Source organism: Streptomyces sp. NPDC091271, from assembly GCF_044757505.1.
Classification (GTDB): Bacteria; Actinomycetota; Actinomycetes; order Streptomycetales; family Streptomycetaceae; genus Streptomyces.
The window spans coordinates 347,936-366,150 of sequence record NZ_JBIVVD010000002.1 but is presented as its reverse complement, the minus strand read 5'-3'; the positions used below and the strand labels follow the sequence as shown (position 1 = coordinate 366,150).

18 protein-coding genes are annotated in these 18,215 nt (G+C 70.6%); 13 read left to right on the top strand and 5 right to left on the bottom strand.

Annotated features, from left to right (window positions below):
• Nucleotides 1-88 precede the first annotated feature (88 nt).
• The 7 genes from ACIQM3_RS09080 (at nucleotide 89) to ACIQM3_RS09050 (ending at nucleotide 5,054) form a co-directional block, all read left to right on the top strand.
• Nucleotides 89-511 (top strand): DUF6221 family protein, encoded by a 423-nt coding sequence (locus ACIQM3_RS09080; protein ID WP_401620951.1) that lies wholly within the window; start codon nucleotides 89-91, stop codon nucleotides 509-511.
• Nucleotides 512-620: 109 nt separating this feature from the next.
• The gene (locus tag ACIQM3_RS09075) at nucleotides 621-1,511 is read left to right on the top strand and encodes an SDR family oxidoreductase (protein WP_401620948.1); all 891 of its coding nucleotides are present in this window, start codon (nucleotides 621-623) and stop codon (nucleotides 1,509-1,511) included.
• Between the two features lie 108 nt (nucleotides 1,512-1,619).
• Nucleotides 1,620-1,853, top strand: coding sequence for a hypothetical protein (locus ACIQM3_RS09070; RefSeq protein WP_399235350.1), 234 nt, complete (start codon nucleotides 1,620-1,622; stop codon nucleotides 1,851-1,853).
• A gap of 342 nt (nucleotides 1,854-2,195) precedes the next feature.
• The gene (locus ACIQM3_RS09065) at nucleotides 2,196-2,687 is read left to right on the top strand and encodes a lamin tail domain-containing protein (RefSeq protein ID WP_401620944.1); all 492 of its coding nucleotides are present in this window, start codon (nucleotides 2,196-2,198) and stop codon (nucleotides 2,685-2,687) included.
• 159 nt (nucleotides 2,688-2,846) lie between these two features.
• Nucleotides 2,847-3,344, top strand: a complete 498-nt coding sequence (locus ACIQM3_RS09060; protein WP_401620941.1) for a peptidylprolyl isomerase — start codon at nucleotides 2,847-2,849, stop codon at nucleotides 3,342-3,344.
• Nucleotides 3,345-3,522: 178 nt separating this feature from the next.
• A complete protein-coding gene (locus ACIQM3_RS09055; protein ID WP_401620938.1) occupies nucleotides 3,523-4,317 on the top strand; it encodes an SDR family NAD(P)-dependent oxidoreductase in 795 nt (264 codons plus the stop codon).
• Nucleotides 4,318-4,343: 26 nt separating this feature from the next.
• Nucleotides 4,344-5,054, top strand: a complete 711-nt coding sequence (locus ACIQM3_RS09050) for a ribonuclease H (protein WP_401620936.1) — start codon at nucleotides 4,344-4,346, stop codon at nucleotides 5,052-5,054.
• 426 nt (nucleotides 5,055-5,480) lie between these two features.
• On the opposite strand, the gene ACIQM3_RS09045 is transcribed toward ACIQM3_RS09050, so the two are convergent.
• Nucleotides 5,481-5,882, bottom strand: coding sequence for an ATP-binding protein (locus tag ACIQM3_RS09045; protein ID WP_401620933.1), 402 nt, complete (start codon nucleotides 5,880-5,882; stop codon nucleotides 5,481-5,483).
• A gap of 243 nt (nucleotides 5,883-6,125) precedes the next feature.
• On the opposite strand from ACIQM3_RS09045, the gene ACIQM3_RS09040 reads away from it, so the two are divergent.
• From ACIQM3_RS09040 to ACIQM3_RS09025, 4 genes are all read left to right on the top strand, one after another.
• Nucleotides 6,126-6,980 (top strand): helix-turn-helix domain-containing protein, encoded by an 855-nt coding sequence (locus ACIQM3_RS09040; protein WP_401620930.1) that lies wholly within the window; start codon nucleotides 6,126-6,128, stop codon nucleotides 6,978-6,980.
• A gap of 121 nt (nucleotides 6,981-7,101) precedes the next feature.
• Nucleotides 7,102-7,359, top strand: coding sequence for a WhiB family transcriptional regulator (locus ACIQM3_RS09035; RefSeq protein ID WP_401620927.1), 258 nt, complete (start codon nucleotides 7,102-7,104; stop codon nucleotides 7,357-7,359).
• Nucleotides 7,360-7,400: 41 nt separating this feature from the next.
• Nucleotides 7,401-7,730, top strand: a complete 330-nt coding sequence (locus tag ACIQM3_RS09030) for a YkvA family protein (RefSeq protein WP_401620924.1) — start codon at nucleotides 7,401-7,403, stop codon at nucleotides 7,728-7,730.
• Nucleotides 7,731-7,767: 37 nt separating this feature from the next.
• Nucleotides 7,768-9,669, top strand: coding sequence for a rhamnogalacturonan lyase (locus tag ACIQM3_RS09025; protein ID WP_401620921.1), 1,902 nt, complete (start codon nucleotides 7,768-7,770; stop codon nucleotides 9,667-9,669).
• A 48-nt stretch (nucleotides 9,670-9,717) separates the two neighbouring features.
• Here ACIQM3_RS09025 and ACIQM3_RS09020 read toward each other — a convergent pair whose 3' ends face one another.
• From ACIQM3_RS09020 to ACIQM3_RS09005, 4 genes are all read right to left on the bottom strand, one after another.
• Complete coding sequence (locus ACIQM3_RS09020; RefSeq protein ID WP_401620918.1) at nucleotides 9,718-10,164, bottom strand: MarR family winged helix-turn-helix transcriptional regulator; 447 nt, start codon at nucleotides 10,162-10,164, stop codon at nucleotides 9,718-9,720.
• 85 nt (nucleotides 10,165-10,249) lie between these two features.
• Entirely contained in the window at nucleotides 10,250-11,164 is a 915-nt protein-coding gene (locus ACIQM3_RS09015; protein ID WP_401620916.1) for an alpha/beta hydrolase fold domain-containing protein, read from the bottom strand.
• A 61-nt stretch (nucleotides 11,165-11,225) separates the two neighbouring features.
• Nucleotides 11,226-11,786, bottom strand: a complete 561-nt coding sequence (locus tag ACIQM3_RS09010) for a quercetin 2,3-dioxygenase (RefSeq protein WP_401620913.1) — start codon at nucleotides 11,784-11,786, stop codon at nucleotides 11,226-11,228.
• A 113-nt stretch (nucleotides 11,787-11,899) separates the two neighbouring features.
• A complete protein-coding gene (locus tag ACIQM3_RS09005; RefSeq protein ID WP_401620910.1) occupies nucleotides 11,900-12,631 on the bottom strand; it encodes a VOC family protein in 732 nt (243 codons plus the stop codon).
• Nucleotides 12,632-12,853: 222 nt separating this feature from the next.
• Between ACIQM3_RS09005 and ACIQM3_RS09000 the strand changes: the two genes are divergently transcribed.
• Together ACIQM3_RS09000 and ACIQM3_RS08995 are read left to right on the top strand one after the other, a co-directional pair.
• Nucleotides 12,854-15,289, top strand: coding sequence for a GH92 family glycosyl hydrolase (locus tag ACIQM3_RS09000; protein ID WP_401620907.1), 2,436 nt, complete (start codon nucleotides 12,854-12,856; stop codon nucleotides 15,287-15,289).
• Nucleotides 15,290-15,461: 172 nt separating this feature from the next.
• The gene (locus ACIQM3_RS08995; RefSeq protein ID WP_401620904.1) at nucleotides 15,462-18,167 is read left to right on the top strand and encodes a PA14 domain-containing protein; all 2,706 of its coding nucleotides are present in this window, start codon (nucleotides 15,462-15,464) and stop codon (nucleotides 18,165-18,167) included.
• Nucleotides 18,168-18,215 lie beyond the last annotated feature (48 nt).

The following is an 18,215-nucleotide window of genomic DNA, read 5'->3' as shown; positions in this document are numbered from 1 at the left end:
AGGCATCCTCTGCTGGTCGGGCAGAACGGGTCCGCGGCGGTGAGTGGATCTCCGCCACGGTCTGTGACGGAGAAGGATTCGGAACCAGATGGCAGACAACTCGGACCTGTTGGCCTTCGTGCGGGCACGCCTCGCCGAGGAGGAGCAGATCGCGCGGGAAGCGGGCGGCGACGGCTGGCGGACTCCGGCCGAGGCACCCGGTGAGGTGCACGACCGCACGAGCGGCATCGCGTTCGTCGTACGTTCGCGTGCCTACGACCGGCACATCGCCTTCCAGGACCCGGCACGCACCCTGCGCAGGGTCGAGACCACCAGGGTCCTTCTGGACGAGTACGAGGAGATCGCGGTCCTGGACACCGACCGCCCTGCCCAGGACTTCACCTCGGGCCGCGCCGTCGGCCTGGGATTCGTCGTCCGGCAGATGGCCGCCGAGCACGCCGGGCACCCCGACTACCGGGTGAAGTGGCTGCCCCGATTCTCCCACTGGGGCCCGCCCTCCCCGCCGGAGTAGAGCCAGGCCCGGTTCGTCTCGCCGAGCGCCCGGCCGAACGGAGTGCTTGGCTGGACACACCGTCCGCGAGCCGAGGGGCGCCGACGCGGCCGAATCCGAGGAGACGCGTATGACGGGCACACCTGGTCCTCTGGAAGGCCGCGTCGCCGTCGTGACCGGCGCGGCACGGGGCCTCGGCGCGGCCATCGCGCGCGAGCTGGCGAACCGCGGAGCCACGCTGGCCCTGATCGGCCGGGAGGAAGCCGGCCTGGCCGCGGTGCGGGACTCGCTTCGGGGCCCGGCGCGGTGCTGGGAGGCCGATGTCACCAACGAGGCGGGAATGGCGCGGGTGGCCGACGACGTACGGGAGCGGCTCGGTCCCGCCTCGGTCGTGGTCGCCAACGCGGGCCTGGCCGAGGGCGGCCCCTTCGCGGAGTCCGACCCGGTGACCTGGCGGCGCGTGATCGAGGTGAATCTGATCGGCAGCGCGACCACCGCACGGGTCTTCCTGCCCCAGCTGCGCGTCACACGGGGGTACTACCTCCAGATCGCGTCGCTGGCCTCCATCGGCGCAGCGCCCATGATGAGCGCGTACTGCGCCTCCAAGGCCGGCGTGGAGTCGTTCGCGCACTCGCTGCGTGCCGAGCTCGCCCATGAGCACGTCGGGGTGGGCATCGGCTACCTGAACTGGACCGACACCGACATGATCCGCGATGCCGATCAGCACCCCGTGCTGCGCGAACTGAGGGGGCACATGCCCAGGCCCGCGCGCAAGGTCTACCCGGCGGAGACCGTGGCACGCCACATGGTGCGGGCGGTCGAGCGCCGCAGTGCCTCCGCGTACATGCCGGCGTGGCTGCGCGTCACGCAGCTGGTGCGCGCCGCGATGCCTCCGGTCGTCACGGCGCTCTCGAAGCGCGAGCTGCCCAGACTGGCGCGGACGGCTCCGTTCGAGGCCACGGGCCTCCTCGGGGCCGGCGGCCGGGCCGACGCCTCGGGACGGCGGGGACCGGACGGCTGAAACCCGCCCCGCCCGGCGCGGGCACGGGCCCGGACTGAGTACGGGGGGCGGGACGTCTGAGTACGTGACCCGATCCCGGCACGTGCCCCCGCTGGTCGAATGGGGACCATGCTCCCCGAAGCGCCGACGCGCCCCCGCATCCAGAACCTGACCAGCGCCGGCACGGCGCTGGCCGTCACCCTGCTCCCGCTGGCCGTCGGCGTCCTGCTGGCCAGGACGATGGCGCTGGATCCGATGACACCCGTGAACGCTTTCGTCACCGGTGGAGGTCAGCGCGTCCGGCTCGCCCCTTCGCGATGGATGTTGAAGGCTCGAACGCACGAGCTCCTTTCCCGGCGGTAATGGAATGCCTGTCCAGGTAAGCGCTGTCGCTCCTGTTACACGGATCGGCGAGGTCCCTGCCGGGGCGCCCGGGGGAGCGGGGCCGGGGTGAACGGGGCGCCGTGACCAGGTGAACGGCCCCCCGAAAGGGTCCGTGCAACGATCAACGGTTGACAGGTCTACGACTGCCGGAGTCCGTGCCGGGTGCAGTCGTGTGTGACAGAAATGTCCGCACTTTGTCACACGAACCAGGGCGCCTTTCGGCCACCTCGAAAGCGGGACAAAGTTTGCGTTCCCGGCACGACGCCGGGATCGGAAAAACGCCCGGAGCTCCATTCCGGGCCCGCATGATGAGGGGTTTCCATGTCCCGTTCCGCACGACGGATCACCGCCACCGTCCTCGCCTCCGGCGCCCTGCTCGCCGCGGCGGCCCTTCCGGCAACGGCCGATGGCCGGGACCACGGTCACAATCGGCCGGCACAGCGCTCGGCCGTCGTCCTGGGCAAGATCCAGTACGACAGCCCCGGTCGCGACAACGGCTCCAACCGCAGCCTGAACGCCGAGTGGGTCACCGTGACCAACACCAGCCGCCACTCCGTCAACCTCCGCGGCTGGACGCTCACCGACGAGAGCCGTCGCTCGTACAAGTTCGACCTGCGGCTGCCCGGCCGCTCCTCCGTGCGCGTCCACACCGGGGTCGGCCGTGACTCCCGGCACGACGTGTACCAGGACCGCCGCCACTACGTGTGGGACAGCAGGGACACCGCCACGCTCCGCGACAACCGCGGCCACAAGGTCGACTCCGAGTCCTGGGGCCGGCACCACCGTGGCGGTGACCACCGCGGCAACCGCTGAGCTGCACCGGTAGGGGGAAGCGGCGTTCTCCCTGACTGAAACGGCGTACCACGGCTCATCCCCGTGGTACGCCGTACGCCGTACGCATGCGGCGCGACGCGGCGGCCGTGGGGCGGGGCCTGTGCATCGGGAGGTGGCGGGTGATGTCAGGATGGACTCATGACCATCAAGGCGTTTTTCGACATCACCATCGACGACCAGCCCGCTGGGCGGATTGCGTTCAACCTCTTCGACGACGTGGCCCCCAAGACCGCGGAGAACTTCCGCGCGCTTGCCACCGGTGAGAAGGGCTTCGGCTACGCGGGCTCGCCGTTCCACCGCGTCATCCCGGAGTTCATGCTCCAGGGTGGTGACTTCACCAACGGCAACGGCACCGGCGGCAAGAGCATCTACGGCGAGAAGTTCGCCGACGAGAACTTCACGCTGAAGCACAACAAGCCGGGCCTGCTCTCGATGGCCAACGCGGGCCCGAACAGCAACGGTTCGCAGTTCTTCATCACCACCGTCGTCACCCCGTGGCTGGACGGCAAGCACGTCGTCTTCGGCGAGGTCGCCGACGAGGCGAGCATGGAGCTCGTCCGCAAGATCGAGTCGTACGGCTCCTCGACCGGCAAGACCAAGGCGAAGATCGCCGTCTCCGAGTCCGGCGTTCTCTGAGTCACCCGACGGGGCTCCCGGCCGTTTCCCACGGGCCGGGAGCCCCGAGCCGCGCCATGGCCTGATCCGGACGGGGCGCGGCGGAGTTCACGGTGGCCGGAAGGCGTCCCGGGCCGGGGAGTGACAGGGTGGAGATTCTTCGACCCCGCACACCGACATGGGACGGAAGGACCGCAAGGTGCGTATCGATCTCGCCGGCAGGACCGCTGTCGTGACCGGCTCCTCACAGGGCATCGGGCTCGCCATCGCCACCGGGCTGGCCGGTGCCGGAGCGCGCGTCGTGCTGACCGGACGGGGCCGGGACCGGCTCGGCGCGGCGGCGGACGTGCTGCGTGGCACCGAGCCCGACGCCCATGTCCTCACGGTCGCCTGCGACCTCGCCACGGAGCAGGGGGCGGCGGAGCTCCACGAGGCCGTGCCCGCGGCGGACATCCTCGTCAACAACCTCGGCATCTTCGGCTCCAGGCCGCCGCTGGAGATCACCGACGAGGAGTGGCGCGCCTACTTCGACACCAACGTCCTCAGCGCGGTGCGTCTGATCCGCCGCTACCTGCCCGGCATGACCGAGCGGGGATGGGGCCGGGTGCAGAACATCGCGAGCGACTCCGCGATCGTCATCCCCGCCGAGATGATCCACTACGGCATGTCGAAGACCGCTCTGCTCGCCGTCTCCCGAGGCTTCGCCAAGGAGGCCGCGGGCACCGGCGTGACGGTGAACTCCGTGATCGCCGGGCCCACGCACACCGGGGGCGTCGAGGACTTCGTCCACGAGCTCGTGGGCGATGACCTTCCCTGGGACGAGGCCCAGCGCGTCTTCATGCAACGGCACCGCCCGCAGTCCCTCCTCCAGCGCCTGATCGAGCCGGAGGAGATCGCGAACCTCGTCGTCTATCTCAGCTCCCCGCAGGCATCGGCCACCACGGGCGCGGCCATGCGGGTGGACGGCGGATACATCGACTCGATCGTGCCCTGAGCTTCCGGGCTGGCATGATCAGGGGCATGGACGAGCGCATCATCGCCGCGTGTGACGGGGCATCGAAGGGCAATCCGGGACCTGCCGCCTGGGCGTGGGTCGTGGCCGATGACCAGGGGAACCCCCAGCGGTGGGAAGCGGGCCCCCTGGGCACCGCCACCAACAACGTCGCCGAGCTCACCGCCCTGCTGGAACTGCTGAGGTCGACCGATCCGGCCGTGCCCGTCGAGGTGCGCATGGACTCGCAGTACGCGATGAACGCGGTGACCAAGTGGCTGCCGGGGTGGAAGCGCAACGGCTGGAAGACGTCGGCGGGCAAGCCGGTCGCCAACCGGGAGCTGGTGGTCGGCATCGACGAACTGCTGAGCAGCCGCGCTGTGACCTTCCGCTACGTGCCGGCGCACCAGGTGGACGGTGACCCGCTCAACGCTCTGGCCGACCAGGCCGCGAGCGAGGTGGCCGTATCACAGCAGGCGGCGGGGACCGCGTACGGCACGGCGGACATGCCGGTGCCCGCGCCCGCCCGCTCGACGAAGAGCCGGACGGCGGGCGCCGCCAAGGGCGGCTCCACGGGCGGGTCCACCAATGCCTCCACGGGCCGGGCGCGCTCCGCGGCCACGATCCGGGCGAAATTCGCGGGCCGGTGCCACTGCGGGAAGCCGTACGCGGCCAAGGACATGATCGCCAAGAACCCGAACGGCTGGGGTCACCCGGAGTGCCGGACCGCGCCGGCCTGAGCCGTGCGGCCGGGGAGAGTGGCTCCGTACCCCGCCCCCGTCGTCCGGTCCTCACCCCCCTCACGCCCGAAGAGGCCGACAGTCTCGCGGCCCGACCGGCCGGCCTCCGCCGGCGCGGACACACGCGTCACTGACGGACGCGTCACGCTCTGGGTGACCCCCGTCTTCACCCCCGCCCACCTGCGCGGCCGCGGTTACGCGGGCGCCGCGACGGTCGAGGTGAGCCGGGCCGCGACGGCAGTGGGCGCGGCGGAGGCCCTGCTCTTCGCTGATCTGGCCCTACCAGCGGCCAGCGGCTCGGGTACCGCCCGTCGCCGACTTCGAGGTGTACGACTTCTGACGCCCGGCGGCAGACCGCGATCTTCGCGCACGCGGCTGACGTTGTCCACCGCCGGCCTGTTCCACCGGATCCGGCGTCCCGAGGCTTCAGATATCGGCCCAGACGAGTCGGCCGGACACGCTGCTGCGCGTGCCCCATCGCGTCGCGAGCGCGTCCACGAGCATCAGGCCCCGGCCGTCCTCGGAGACCGACGCGAGACTGAAGCCGTCGTCCGTGCCGTCCGGCCCGCCGAAGGCCACCGGACCGGGCCCCTCCACGCCGTGCGGCCCCTCCGCCGGGGTGCCGGACGGCCGGCTCCGTGGACCGGGGAGTTCCGGCACGTGCAGCCGGCCGCGGTTCCATACGCAGATGCGCAAACGGCCGGGGGTCCGCAGGAGGCGGCACCGGATCCGCCGGCCCGCGGTGTGCTCCACCGCGTTCGTGACCAGCTCGGTCACGACCAGGGCCGCCGTCTCGACGCGTTCGTCGGTTTCTCCCCAGCTCCGCATGGCTTCCTGCACGCGGTGCCTCGCCACCGGGACGGCCCGGGGAAGGCGGGGAATCCACCAGCTCTGTGCGCTCCGCCCGCCCGATCCCTCCGGGGCGGAACGCGCGCACGTAACTATTTCCGACATGTACGTACTCTCCGTGCAAAGTGCATACTTTGCAAGAGGCAGAATGTCAGGATGGTTCCGAATCGACGCCGGGACCGCTGAGACCGCGCCCGTCGGAGCTGCAAGGAAGGGACGTGGATGAGGCCCCGGTCCGGTCCCACCGTCGAACACCGTGTCCTTGCGGCGCGCCTGCGGATGCTCCGGGAACGCGCGGGCGTCAGTCTCCAGGCGGCTTCGGTGGCACTCGGTGCCCACCCCGCCACCGTCCGGCGCATCGAGCGTGCCGAGACCGGGCTCGACGCCTATCAGGTCCGAGTCCTCCTCGAGCGTTACGCGGTTTCCGCCGAAGAGGCCGAGCCGATCATGGCGGGCATCGCTGCCGCGAACCTGCCGGGCTGGTGGCACGCGTGGCGGGACGCGATGGACCCGTGGCAGCAGGAGGTCATCGGCATCGAGTCCTCCGCCGCGCTCGTCCGGACCTGGCACCCCGCCCTGGTCCCCGAGCTCCTGCGTACCCCCGCCTACGAGGCGGCCCTGTGCCGCAGCCTCACCGCCGATCCGCCGCCACGACGCGACCGGCACCTCGAACTGCTGGCCGAGCGGCAGCGCCGCCTCGGGGCGCGCGGCGCGGCCCTCTGGGCACTGTTCCCCGCCGCTGCCCTCCATACGACGGTCGGCGGCCCCTCCGTGATGGCCGGACAACGGGCGGTGCTGGAGGAGGCGGCCCACCGCCAGCACCTCACGGTGCAGGTGATGCCCCTCGACGCCCCGCCGCACCCGATGACCGGTGTGCCACCGCTGCACCTGCTGCGTGTAGCGGCCCCGGAGATCGGCGACCGCGCGGTCCTGGAGACCGCGGGGGCCAGGGTGGACATCATCGACGAACCGGCCGTCGTCATGCACTACCGCATCCGGCTGGACAGCGCGTGCGCGGCTGCCCCTCACCCGGGTTCGCCGCTGCCGGAAGGCGGCCCGGGCGCCGGAAACCCCTGAAGTCCGGGCCTGTTGGGGTTTCGATCGCCGTATGACGGTCACGCGCACAGTGCGGTACCGAAAACCAGGCGCAATCCAGCAGAGACCGACGGACCGTTCCCAGCGAGAAGGAGTGAGAGACATGGACAACTGGCGCATGCACGCGGCATGCCGCGAAGAGGACCCCGACCTGTTCTTCCCCATCGGCAGCACCGGGCCCGCACTCGTGCAGGCCGAGGAGGCCAAGGCCGTCTGCGGGACCTGCTCCGTGCGGGAACAGTGCCTGGAGTGGGCGCTGGAGAACGGCCAGGACTCGGGTGTCTGGGGAGGCATGGACGAGAACGAGCGCCGTGCCCTGAAGCGCCGTCGCGCCCGTCAACAGGCCAGGAGCCACGGGTGAGGCCTCCGCGCTCCGGCCGCCCGGCCGGGAGACGATGAGCCATGGACACCTCGGTCTGGCTCATCATCGGCGCACTCGTACTCCTGCTCATGGCAGGTGCCGCCCTCGTCCTGCTGGTACGGGTGATCCGGGCCAGAAGGCTCCTCATCGACGCCGGCATCCCCCTGAAGAACAAGGCGCTCGTCTGGGCGGCGGTGATCTACACCGTGTCGCCCGTGGACCTTCTGCCGGACCCCGTCTACCTCGACGACATCGGCTTCCTGCTGCTCGCGCTGCGCTCACTGCACGCCGCGGCCGGTGCGGTGCGGGGGCGGCCTGCCATGACGGAGAAGGAAACCGGCGGCAACCTTTCGGCATCCGGGAGCAACTGAGGGGGCGTAAGCCATCCCCTGCCAGAAGGTGCCTCCCGTGGAGCCTCTGCTTCCCCACACCGCTTCCCGCCCCCGCCGCAGACGCCGTATCACCCGTACCCGCGCGCTGGTCGGCGCCCTGGCGGCAGGGCTGCTCGCCGCCGGCGGACTCGTCGCACTCGGCCCCGCCTCGCAGGCCGCCACCGCGCGGCAGGCCGAGGCGCTCGACCGGGGCGTCGTCAGTGTGCACACCGACAGCGGAAACCTCGTCAGCTGGCGCTGGCTCGGTACCGACCCCGACAACGTGTCGTTCAACGTCTACCGGGCGGGCACCAAGGTCAACGCCTCGCCGGTCACCGCCTCGACGAACTACTTCCACTCCGGCGCGCCCGCCACCGCCGACTACACGGTGCGCGCGGTCGTCGACGGCGTGGAGCAGAGCGACTCCGTGCACGCGATCCAGTTCCGCGCCGGATACAAGGACGTGCCCATCAGCCCGCCCGCCGGCGGGACGACACCCGACGGGGTCGCCTACACCTACGAGGCCAACGACGCGTCCGTCGGCGACCTGGACGGCGACGGCGCCCTCGACTTCGTACTGAAGTGGCAGCCCACCAACGCCAAGGACAACTCCCAGTCCGGCTACACGGGCAACACGATCGTCGACGGGATCCGACTCGACGGCACCCGGCTCTGGCGGATCGACCTCGGACGCAACATCCGCTCGGGCGCGCACTACACCCAGTTCCAGGTGTACGACTACGACGGTGACGGCCAGGCCGAGGTGGCCATGAAGACCGCCGACGGCAGCGTCGACGGTGCCGGAAAGGTGATCGGCAGTTCCTCCGCCGACCACCGCAACTCCTCCGGATACATCCTGTCCGGCCCCGAGTTCCTGACGATGTTCAACGGCAGGACCGGGGCGGCGATGGGCACCGTCGACTACGTCCCCGCGCGCGGCACGGTGTCCTCGTGGGGCGACTCCTACGGCAACCGGGTCGACCGCTTCCTCGCCGGCACGGCCTATCTGGACGGCGCCAGGCCGTCCCTGATCATGGCGCGCGGCTACTACACGCGCAGCGTCATCGCCGCCTGGGACTGGCGGGGCGGCGCCTTCACCCGGCGCTGGACCTTCGACACGAACAGCTCGACCAACTCCGGCAAGGGGTACGACGGCCAGGGCAACCACCAGCTGTCGATCGCCGACGCCGACGGTGACGGCAAGGACGAGATCATCTACGGCGCCATGGCCGTGGACGACAACGGCAGCGGACTGTGGACGACGAAGAACGGCCACGGCGACGCCATGCACGTGGGGGACCTCGACCCCTCCAGGGCGGGCCTGGAGGAGTTCAAGGTCGACGAGGACAGCTCCAAGCCGTCCTCATGGATGGCGGACGCCAAGTCCGGCCAGATCCTCTGGTCCACCCCGGCGAGCGGGGACAACGGACGCGGCGTGTCCGGTGACATCTGGTCCGGCAGCGCGGGCGCCGAGTCCTGGTCCTCCGCCGTCTCCGGTGTGCGCGGACCGAAGGGCGACGTGGTCACCAGCCGTAAGCCGTCCAGCTCCAACTTCCTGTCCTGGTGGGACGGCGACACGACCCGTGAACTCCTCGACGGCACCCACATCGACAAGTACGGCACCTCGGCCGACACCCGCCTGCTGACGGGGGCCTCCGTCCACTCCGGCAACGGCACCAAGGCCACGCCGGCGATCTCCGGGGACCTCTTCGGCGACTGGCGTGAGGAAGTCGTCTGGCCGACCACCAACAACACCGCGCTGCGGATCTACTCCACGCCGTACGAGACCAGTACGAAGATCACCACTCTGCTCCACGACACCATGTACCGGACCGCCCTGGCCTGGCAGAACACCGCGTACAACCAGCCGCCGCACCCCAGTTTCGCCATCGGCAGCGCGATGGCGACCGCGCCGCGGCCGAGCATCACCACGCCGTGACGTGCCGGCGGGCCGTGCCCCTGCCCGGGGGTACGGCCCGCCCACGGCTCAGGGGCTCGCCGACAGCAGGGGCGGTTCGCCCCAGGACCGCGTGAGGACGTCGCGCAGCAGCCCGGCCTGCGGACCGACGCGCTCGGCCAGGACGGCCTCTATGCGGGCGAGCATGATCTGTGCCCGTTCGTGTGCCCGGGCACCTTCCGGGGTCGTGCGGACGATCCGCGACCGGGCGGACGACGGATCGGGCGTCTGCTCCAGCAGGCCCAGGCCGATCAGGCTGTGCACCGCCTGGTGCGTCGTCTGACGGGTGACGCCCATCCGCCGCGCCAGCTCGGAGATCGACGTCCCGTCCGGATCGAGCGTCGCGAAGACCGCGGCCTGCGCGGCGGTCACGGGCTGCTCACCGGCGGCCGTCATCCCGGCCAGCAGGGCGTCGTCGAACCAGCGTTTGGCCTCGCTGAGGAGCTGGGGCATGTTCGGTGCGGCGTCGGCGGTCATGGTTCCTCGATGGGCAGGCGGGGCTCCGAGCATAACGACCGGCGGCGCCCGCCCGGCACCCCCGCGCCCCCTCGCGCGCCCGTGATCAGCGCGTACGCGCGCGGGTGAACTCCACCGAACGTTCGAAACACTCGGTGACCCGCTCGTCGGAAACGCCCATCCACAGGTGCTGTGCCCCCTCGATCAGGCGCAGCTCCACGGGCACTCCCGCCTCGCGCAGCGCGTCGGCCAGCCGGACGCTCTGCCGGGTGGGGACGGCGGTGTCGGCCGTCCCGTGCAGGAGGAGGAAGGGAGGGGCCTTCGCGGTGACGTGGGCCACCGGACTCGCCGCCCTCGCCCTCTCCGGGTCGGCGCCGGCCGCCACTCCGAGGAGGCGCGCCTCGTAGGTCGCCGGGTCGTCGGCGTCGTAGCCACCACCGTGGTCCTCGGCGAGGGCCACCAGATCGCTGGGGACGTACCAGCACACGCAGCCGCGGATCCCGCCGAGCCCCTCGGCCGGTGCCGAGAGAGCGGTGTGGGCCGCCAGGTGCGCGCCAGCCGACTCCCCCCACAGGACGGTACGGGACGCGTCCACGCCCAGTTCGTCCGCGCGGGTGCCCAGCCAGCGCAGAGCGGCGGTGACATCGTCCCGCTGCGCGGGGAAGTGTGCTTCGCCGCTGAGCCGGTAGTCCAGGCACGCGACGGCGAAACCGGCCTGGACGAGACGGGCGAACGGCCCCGGCTGCCAGGAGCGGAACCGGGGCCCCATGCTGTCCCGCAGGCCCGTGCGCCAGCCGCCTCCGTGCACGAACACGACGAGGGGGACAGGGGTGCCGGCGTCCTCCGGCAGCCATACGTCCAGCTCCAGCGCCCTGCGTCCCTCCAGCAGCTGGTAGACCGCTCCGCGCAGCAGCCTCACGCCGGGTGCCGGGCGTGAGGGGGACGGCAGCGCAAGCGTGGCCGGGTCCGGCGGGGTGGGAGGCACGAAGGCGGAGGAGGGAGGGTCGGAGGGTAGCGGCATGGACCTGACTTTCGGTGGGAGCGGGCGTTCCTCAGGACGGGAACGGGGAGCGGACGACCGGTCAGTCCCGGGTGCGCCACTGCTGACCGGGCATGAAGCGGACGTCGAACTGCTCCGGCACCGTGCCGAACTTCTGCGGCTCGGGGACGTACGGCTCGCGCGGCAGGGTCAGCTCGTCGGTCGGTGTCCCGAGGTTCTCGAAGAAGCGCTCGAAGGTGCCGCCCGGACCCGCGGCCACCCCGATGATCTGGCTGTGATGGCGCTCGATGCGGTAGGCGTGCGGGCAGTTCTTGGGCACGAAACCGAAGTCGCCGGTGGTCAGCAGCTTCTCGTACTGCTCACCTTCCTGGTCCTCGACGAAGAGCCGGGCCGCGCCGCTGCCGATGTAGAAGACCTCGTAGGTGTCCGTGTGCATGTGGGCGGGGATGATGTCACCCTTCACCCCCTCGACGGTGAAGAAGTTGAAGGCGTTCTCGGTCTGCTCGCCACCGGCGTAGACGGTCACGAGATCACCGAAGAGGTGGGCCCGGTCGCCCATGCCCTTCTCGATGAAATACGGCTTGCCCGGCTCCGGGGGGATATGGGAGCGGGTGCGGTACTGGGTGGCGTACTCCATGGTCATGGCGAACCTCCGGGATCGACTCCGACTTAAATGTCAGGCTACCTGACAGTTCGCGTGGCGTGAAGGGCGGACGCTGCGGTCCCGCCCGAGGTGGTGGGCGGGACCGCGCGGCTCTACTCGCCGGTCAGGGGATCGCGCCCGGTGAGGCAGTAGACCCCGCCTGCCGGGTCCCGCATCACCGTCCAGCCGTCCCCGTCGCGCACGAACTCTGCGCCGTGCCCTTCGTGTTGCGCCCGGCCGGCCGCCAGGTCCGAGCAGGCGAGATCCAGATGCGCCGAGGCGGGGCGGGGCTCGCCCAGGCGCTGGACGAGCAGATGGACGGGCAGGTCCTGCGACGGGCGGAGCACATGGAACTCCCGGTGGACGCCCGGGCGAGCCTCCCACCCGGTCAGCGCCGCCCAGAACGCGACCTCCGCGTCGAACGCCGCCGGTGAGACGTCGAGGCAGATCTGGTCCAGCCTGCTCGTGACACCGCCGGGACCGGTGAGCACCGGCGGCCGCGCCCTCTGGCCCCGCCAGGGCACGACGCAGAAGGGCTGGCCGCCGGGGGAGCGCAGGACGGTCAGTTCCGGGTGCCGGGCCTCCTCCAGGGCGCCCAGCCGAAGGGCCTGGGCGGTGAAGGCGGCCATGTCGTCCACCGCCAGATCGGGATGGGCCCCGCCCTCACCTCCCACCGCCTGCACCGCAAGGCAGGCGTCGGCTCCGTCCGGGACCAGGGTCGTGAATTCGCCCCCCTCTCCCCACGGCGCGGAGAGCTGGGTGCCGGAGACCGCGCTCCAGAAGGCGGCGGCGGGGCCCGCGGCTGCTGCGGGCCGGTCGATGAAGGCGTACGTCCAGCGGATCACTGTGCTCCTCTGCTGCGGCTCGGTGCTCTTCCAGCAGTCCCCATCGTGTCAAAGCGTGTCCCGAGGCCCCGTTCATCACGCGTTCACCGGTCGGATCCGTCCGCGGCATTCCCTGGCACGCCGCGGGGACCTACGCTCGGCGGCGAATCGATCAACGCTGCCGCGCCGTGGTCCGAACCGCGGTGACAACGTTGTCCCCCTCTGCCGGAGGTATCCGAGAACATGCCCTCCAGACCGTCCCCGGCCCGGCGTATCGCCGTACGGGCCGCCGCGATCGCCCTCACGGGTGCTCTCGCCGGCGCCGTCATGCCGCCGGCCGCCGAGGCCGACGCGCTGGTCGCGCGCCCCACCGCCTACGTGGACCCGATGATCGGCACGGCGAACGGCGGCAACACCTATCCCGGCGCGGTCCGCCCGTACGGCATGATCGCCTGGTCCCCGACCAGCACCACGGGCGACCAGACGAGCACCGGGGCGGCCAACGGTTACGAGTACGGGGTGACCCGGATGCGCGGGCTGAGCCTCACCCATGTCAATGGAGCAGGGTGCAACCCCGGCGCCGCGGGGGACGTGCCGATCATGCCGTTCGTCGGCGACGTCACCTCCTCGCCGTCCGCCGACACGAAGGACGCCGTCTACGCGTCCGGCTTCTCCCACGACAACGAGCGTGCCGTTCCCGGCCGTTACACCGTCGGGCTGGACTCCGGCGCCACCGCGGACCTGGCCGTCAGCGAACGCGCCGGTGTGGCCGACTTCAGCTTCCCGGCGGACAGACCCGCCAACCTGCTCTTCCGGGTGTCCAACTCCCTGAACGGCAGCGAGGACGCCGAGATCGAGATCGACACCGCCCACCGCAAGGTGACCGGTTCGGTGCTCACCGGGGCATTCTGCGGCAGGCGCGCCAACGGCGGTACCAACAACCGCAAGAGCTATTACCGGCTCTACTTCAGCGCCTCCTTCGACCGTGCCTTCACCACCACGGGCACCTGGCGCGACGGCACCCTCGCGCCGGGCGCCACCAGCGGAAGCGGCGGCGAGGGATACGCGACCGGGGCCGACCGCGCCGGGCGCGGTTCCGGCGGCTGGGTCGGCTTCGACACCGCGGCCGACGACGACGTCCGCATGCGTATTGGGATCTCCTACGTCAGCCAGGCCGGCGCCGAGGCCAACCTACGGCAGGAGATCGCGCCGAGGGCGAGCGTCGACGACGTGGCCGCCGCGGGATCCGCCGCCTGGGACCGCGAGCTCGCCTCCGCTCGCATCGGCGGCGGCAGCGACGCGCAGCGCACCGCGTTCTACACGGCGCTGTACCACTCGCTGATGCAGCCGAACCTGATCAGCGACAGGGACGGCCGCTACCCGGGCATGGACGGGAAACCGCACCGAGTGACGCGTGGTCAGAAGGCCCAGTACAGCAACTTCTCCGGCTGGGACCAGTACCGCGCCCAGATCCAGCTCCTGGCCCTCCTCAAACCGAGGATCGCGGGCGACTTCGCCCAGTCGCTCTACAACTTCGCCCGGCAGAACGGCGGCGTCTGGGACCGCTGGGTGCACGTCAACGGCGCCACACACGTCATGACGGGCGACCCCACGGCCGCCACCCTCGCCACGTTCTACGCGATGGGCGTACGCAACTTCGACTACGAGGGCGCCTTCGAATCCCTGGCACGGCAGGCCACGGTGCCCCACCCGGACGGTCTCTCCGACGCTGGATGCCCCGGCCAGTGCTCCGGACAGCGACCCAATCTCGCCCAGTACCTGGAGTCCCACTACGCAGCCCAGGACGTCTGCCACTGCTGGGGCGGTGCCGCCGAGACGCTGGAGGACGCGGTCGCCGACGCGGCACTCGGCCGGTGGGCCCGCCTGCTCGGGCGCGACGAGGAGGCCGCCGCCTTCGAGGAGCGCGGCCTCTGGTGGCGCAACGTCTTCAACCCCGAGGCCGGCGACGGCGCCGGGACCACCGGCTACATCCAGGCACGCAACCTCGACGGCTCCTGGGTGACCCCCTTCAGCCCGGGCAGCGACCGGGGCTTCGCGCAAGGGACCAGCGCCACATACACCTGGATGGTCCCGCAGGACGTACAGGGCCTGGCCGAGGCCATGGGCGGCAGGGACGTCGCGGCCGAGCGGCTGGACAGCTTCTTCCACAAGGCGGACGGCTCCTGGTCGGTCAAGGGCGGCGACGCGCTGCGCTACGACCCCACCAACGAGCCTGGCATCCACGCCCCTTGGCTCTACAACGCGCTGGGACAGCCGTGGAAGACCCAGGAGACCGTACGGGAGATCGTGAACACGGTCTACGGGACCGGCCCCCGAGGCCTGCCCGGCAACGACGACCTCGGCACGATGTCGGCCTGGTACGTCTTCTCGGCCCTCGGCCTCTACCCGCAGACGCCCGGCAGCGCCACCATGCTGTTGGGAGCGCCGCTGTTCCCGTCCGCGGTGCTGGACCGGCAACAGGGCGGTGACATCCGGATCAGCGCCCCGGAGGCCGATGCGACACATCCGTACATCGACGCGGTGAAGGTCGACGGACGGACGGCCGACAAGTCGTGGACGGACGCCCGGCTGGTCACCCGCGGGGGGTCGCTGACCTACCGGCTCGCCGACCGGCCGAACACCTCCTGGGCCACGGGACCTGCGGGTCTTCCGCGGTAGCAGACCAACTGGACTTGGTGCGGGACCCGGTGGGCGGCGAGACGCCCCCTGCCGGCTCCCGGCCGTCCGGAGGGGATGGCGGGAGGAGCCTCCTTTTTCTATCGTTGAAAATTATGTGTGCACGACCGTTGTCAGCTGTTTGAGGCTGTGGCTCAATGTTCGACTATGTGCAGTGCTCCGCAGTTCGGAGCACTTCGGCTTCTTCGACGAGGACGACGCCTTGATACGACAAATAGCCCGCCCCCGAACCCTGTTGAGAACGCTTGCCTGTACGGCGGCGCTGCTGCTTCCCGTGGGGGCCACACTGGTCCCGTCCGCCGCCGCTGCTCCTGCCGAGGGGACCGCCTCCACGGCCTCGGCGTCCGTGAAGGACGATCCCACCACCGAGGTGCACGGCCTCAAGGGTGAGTACTTCGCCATGTCCGAGCCGGGCGCCCGCGACTTCGCCGAACTCGGCGCGACAGCGCTCGACCCGGACATCAACTTCCCCGGGCTGACCGGTGCCTTCGAATCGGCGACGGGAAGGACCGAGCACACCACCGCCCGCTGGACGGGGCAGATCGAGGCCCCGGAGACCGGCGACTACACCTTTGCCGCCATCGGTGACAACGGCTTCCGGCTCTTCATCGACGACAAGGCGGTCATCGACCACTGGGAGCCGGACTGGGACAAGGAGCAGACCAGCGCTCCGATCGCCCTGAAGGCCGGGGAGCAGCACACGTTCCGGCTGGAGATGTTCCAGGACACCGGCGGGGCGAACATGTTCCTGCGCTGGTCGAGCGCGAACCTCGCCAAGCAGATCGTGCCCGAGTCCGCCTTCACCCCGCCGTCCGACTTCGAGATCTACCCGGTCGGGCTGAACGTCGCCGAGAACGGCCTGAAGCTGCAGGCGACCTTCGACCACGAGCTCAGCGGCATCGAGGACGTGAAGGACCACCTCGCCATCGAGGCGGACACCACACCGATGCCCGTGAAGTCGGTCGCCAGGGTGCCGGGCAACCTCAAGGCGCTCGCCGTCACCCTGGGCGCTGCTGTCCAGAAGGGCCAGCAGGTCAAGTTCGAGTACGACGGTGAAGCCGGCCTGAAGAACGGCGACGAGACCGTCCCGGAGATCAGCCGCAGGGCGACGAACCTCTCCACCCACCGGCTGACCACGCCGTGGGGTGACAAGGTCAACCCCAAGAACCCGCTGCCCGAGTATCCCCGCCCGCAGCAGGTGCGCGACGACTGGAAGAATCTCAACGGGCCGTGGGAGTTCGCGGGAGCGACCGCGGACGAGAAGCCGGTCTTCGGCAAGAAGCTCGATGAGCGCATCACCGTGCCCTACCCCGTCGAGTCGCAGCTCTCCGGACTCGAGCGCCACGAAGACCACATGTTCTACCGCAAGCTCGTCACGGTGCCCAAGAGCTGGTCGGTCGGCAAGCGGAACAGCGACGACCGCCTGAAGCTCAACTTCGGTGCCGTCGACTACCAGGCGCAGGTCTGGGTCAACGGCAAGAAGGTCGCCGAGCACACCGGCGGCTACACGGCCTTCAGCGCCGACATCACCGACGCCCTCAAGGGCAACGGCCCCCAGGAGATCGTGGTCGCGGTCACCGACACCACCGGAGCCGACCAGCCCACGGGTAAGCAGTCCTCCAACCCCAGCGGCATCTTCTACACCGCCTCCTCCGGCATCTGGCAGACCGTCTGGATGGAGCCCGTCGCTCCGGCCGCCGTCGACTCCCTGACGACGACGCCCGACATCGACAAGGGCCGGCTCGCCCTGACGGTCAACTCCGAGGACGCCTCGAAGTCCGCCCGTGTCACCGCTGTCGCCCGCGACAAGAAGGGCAAGGTCGTCGGCACCGTCACCGGCGCCGCCAACAGCGAGCTGAGCCTGCCGGTCGCCAAGCAGCACCTGTGGACCCCGGACGACCCCTACCTGTACGACCTGGAGATCACCCTCAAGGACGGCCGTTCCAAGGACACCGTCGACAGCTACTTCGGCATGCGCTCCTTCGACGTGGCCGAGGTCGGGGGCTACCAGAAGCTGGTGCTCAACGGAAAGCCGTTCTTCTCCCTCGCCCAGCTCGACCAGGGCTTCTACCCCGACGGCCTGAACACGGCGCCCAGCGACGACGCCCTGGTCTTCGACCTGAAGGCGCAGAAGGACCTCGGCTTCAACTCCGTCCGCAAGCACATCAAGGTCGAACCCGCCCGCTGGTACTACCACGCCGACCAGCTGGGCCTCCTCGTGTGGCAGGACTTCGTCTCCGGAAACCTCACCGGCGAGAAGGGCCAGAAGGCCTTCCTCGACCAGGGAGCCGAGATGATGGAGCAGCTGCACAACTACCCCTCGATCGGTGCCTGGATCGTCTTCAACGAGGGCTGGGGTGAGTGGGACCGTATCGAGACCGGAAAGATCACCGAGAAGGTCCAGGCCGCCGACCCCTCGCGCGTCGTCAGCGCCCACAGCGGTGTCAACTGCTGCAACTCCAAGGGTGACTCCGGCAAGGGCGACATCATCGACCACCACGACTACAACAACACCGACCCGGCCTTCCCCGACGAGACGCGTGCCGCCATGGACGGTGAGCACGGTGGCTTCACCTTGCGGATCCCCGGCCACATGTGGCCCGGTGCCCCCGCCGCGATCTACAGCGGTGTCGCGGACAAGGACGCCCTGACCGCCAAGTACGTCGACAACACCCGGACGTACTACCTGGAGGCCGCCGGCGCCCACCTCTCCGGCTCCATCTACACCCAGGTGACCGACCTGGAGAACGAGCTCAACGGTCTCTGGACGTACGACCGCCGGGAGATCAAGGTCGATCCCGCCAAGGTGCGGAAGATCAACCAGGAGGTCATCGCGGCCGGCGCGGCCGCGGGCCAGTAGGAGGCAGTACCCCGCAGAACCGCTCCCGGCAGTGTGTGCACGCGCCGC

Bases quoted from the DNA above. Each gene is read 5' to 3' on its own strand.
- ACIQM3_RS09080 (WP_401620951.1), top strand. From the start codon at position 89: ATGGCAGACAACTCGGACCTGTTGGCCTTCGTGCGGGCACGCCTCGCC.
- ACIQM3_RS09075 (WP_401620948.1), top strand. From the start codon at position 621: ATGACGGGCACACCTGGTCCTCTGGAAGGCCGCGTCGCCGTCGTGACC.
- ACIQM3_RS09070 (WP_399235350.1), top strand. From the start codon at position 1,620: ATGCTCCCCGAAGCGCCGACGCGCCCCCGCATCCAGAACCTGACCAGC.
- ACIQM3_RS09065 (WP_401620944.1), top strand. From the start codon at position 2,196: ATGTCCCGTTCCGCACGACGGATCACCGCCACCGTCCTCGCCTCCGGC.
- ACIQM3_RS09060 (WP_401620941.1), top strand. From the start codon at position 2,847: ATGACCATCAAGGCGTTTTTCGACATCACCATCGACGACCAGCCCGCT.
- ACIQM3_RS09050 (WP_401620936.1), top strand. From the start codon at position 4,344: ATGGACGAGCGCATCATCGCCGCGTGTGACGGGGCATCGAAGGGCAAT.
- ACIQM3_RS09045 (WP_401620933.1), bottom strand. From the start codon at position 5,882: ATGCGGAGCTGGGGAGAAACCGACGAACGCGTCGAGACGGCGGCCCTG.
- ACIQM3_RS09040 (WP_401620930.1), top strand. From the start codon at position 6,126: ATGAGGCCCCGGTCCGGTCCCACCGTCGAACACCGTGTCCTTGCGGCG.
- ACIQM3_RS09035 (WP_401620927.1), top strand. From the start codon at position 7,102: ATGGACAACTGGCGCATGCACGCGGCATGCCGCGAAGAGGACCCCGAC.
- ACIQM3_RS09030 (WP_401620924.1), top strand. From the start codon at position 7,401: ATGGACACCTCGGTCTGGCTCATCATCGGCGCACTCGTACTCCTGCTC.
- ACIQM3_RS09020 (WP_401620918.1), bottom strand. From the start codon at position 10,164: ATGACCGCCGACGCCGCACCGAACATGCCCCAGCTCCTCAGCGAGGCC.
- ACIQM3_RS09015 (WP_401620916.1), bottom strand. From the start codon at position 11,164: ATGCCGCTACCCTCCGACCCTCCCTCCTCCGCCTTCGTGCCTCCCACC.
- ACIQM3_RS09010 (WP_401620913.1), bottom strand. From the start codon at position 11,786: ATGACCATGGAGTACGCCACCCAGTACCGCACCCGCTCCCATATCCCC.
- ACIQM3_RS09000 (WP_401620907.1), top strand. From the start codon at position 12,854: ATGCCCTCCAGACCGTCCCCGGCCCGGCGTATCGCCGTACGGGCCGCC.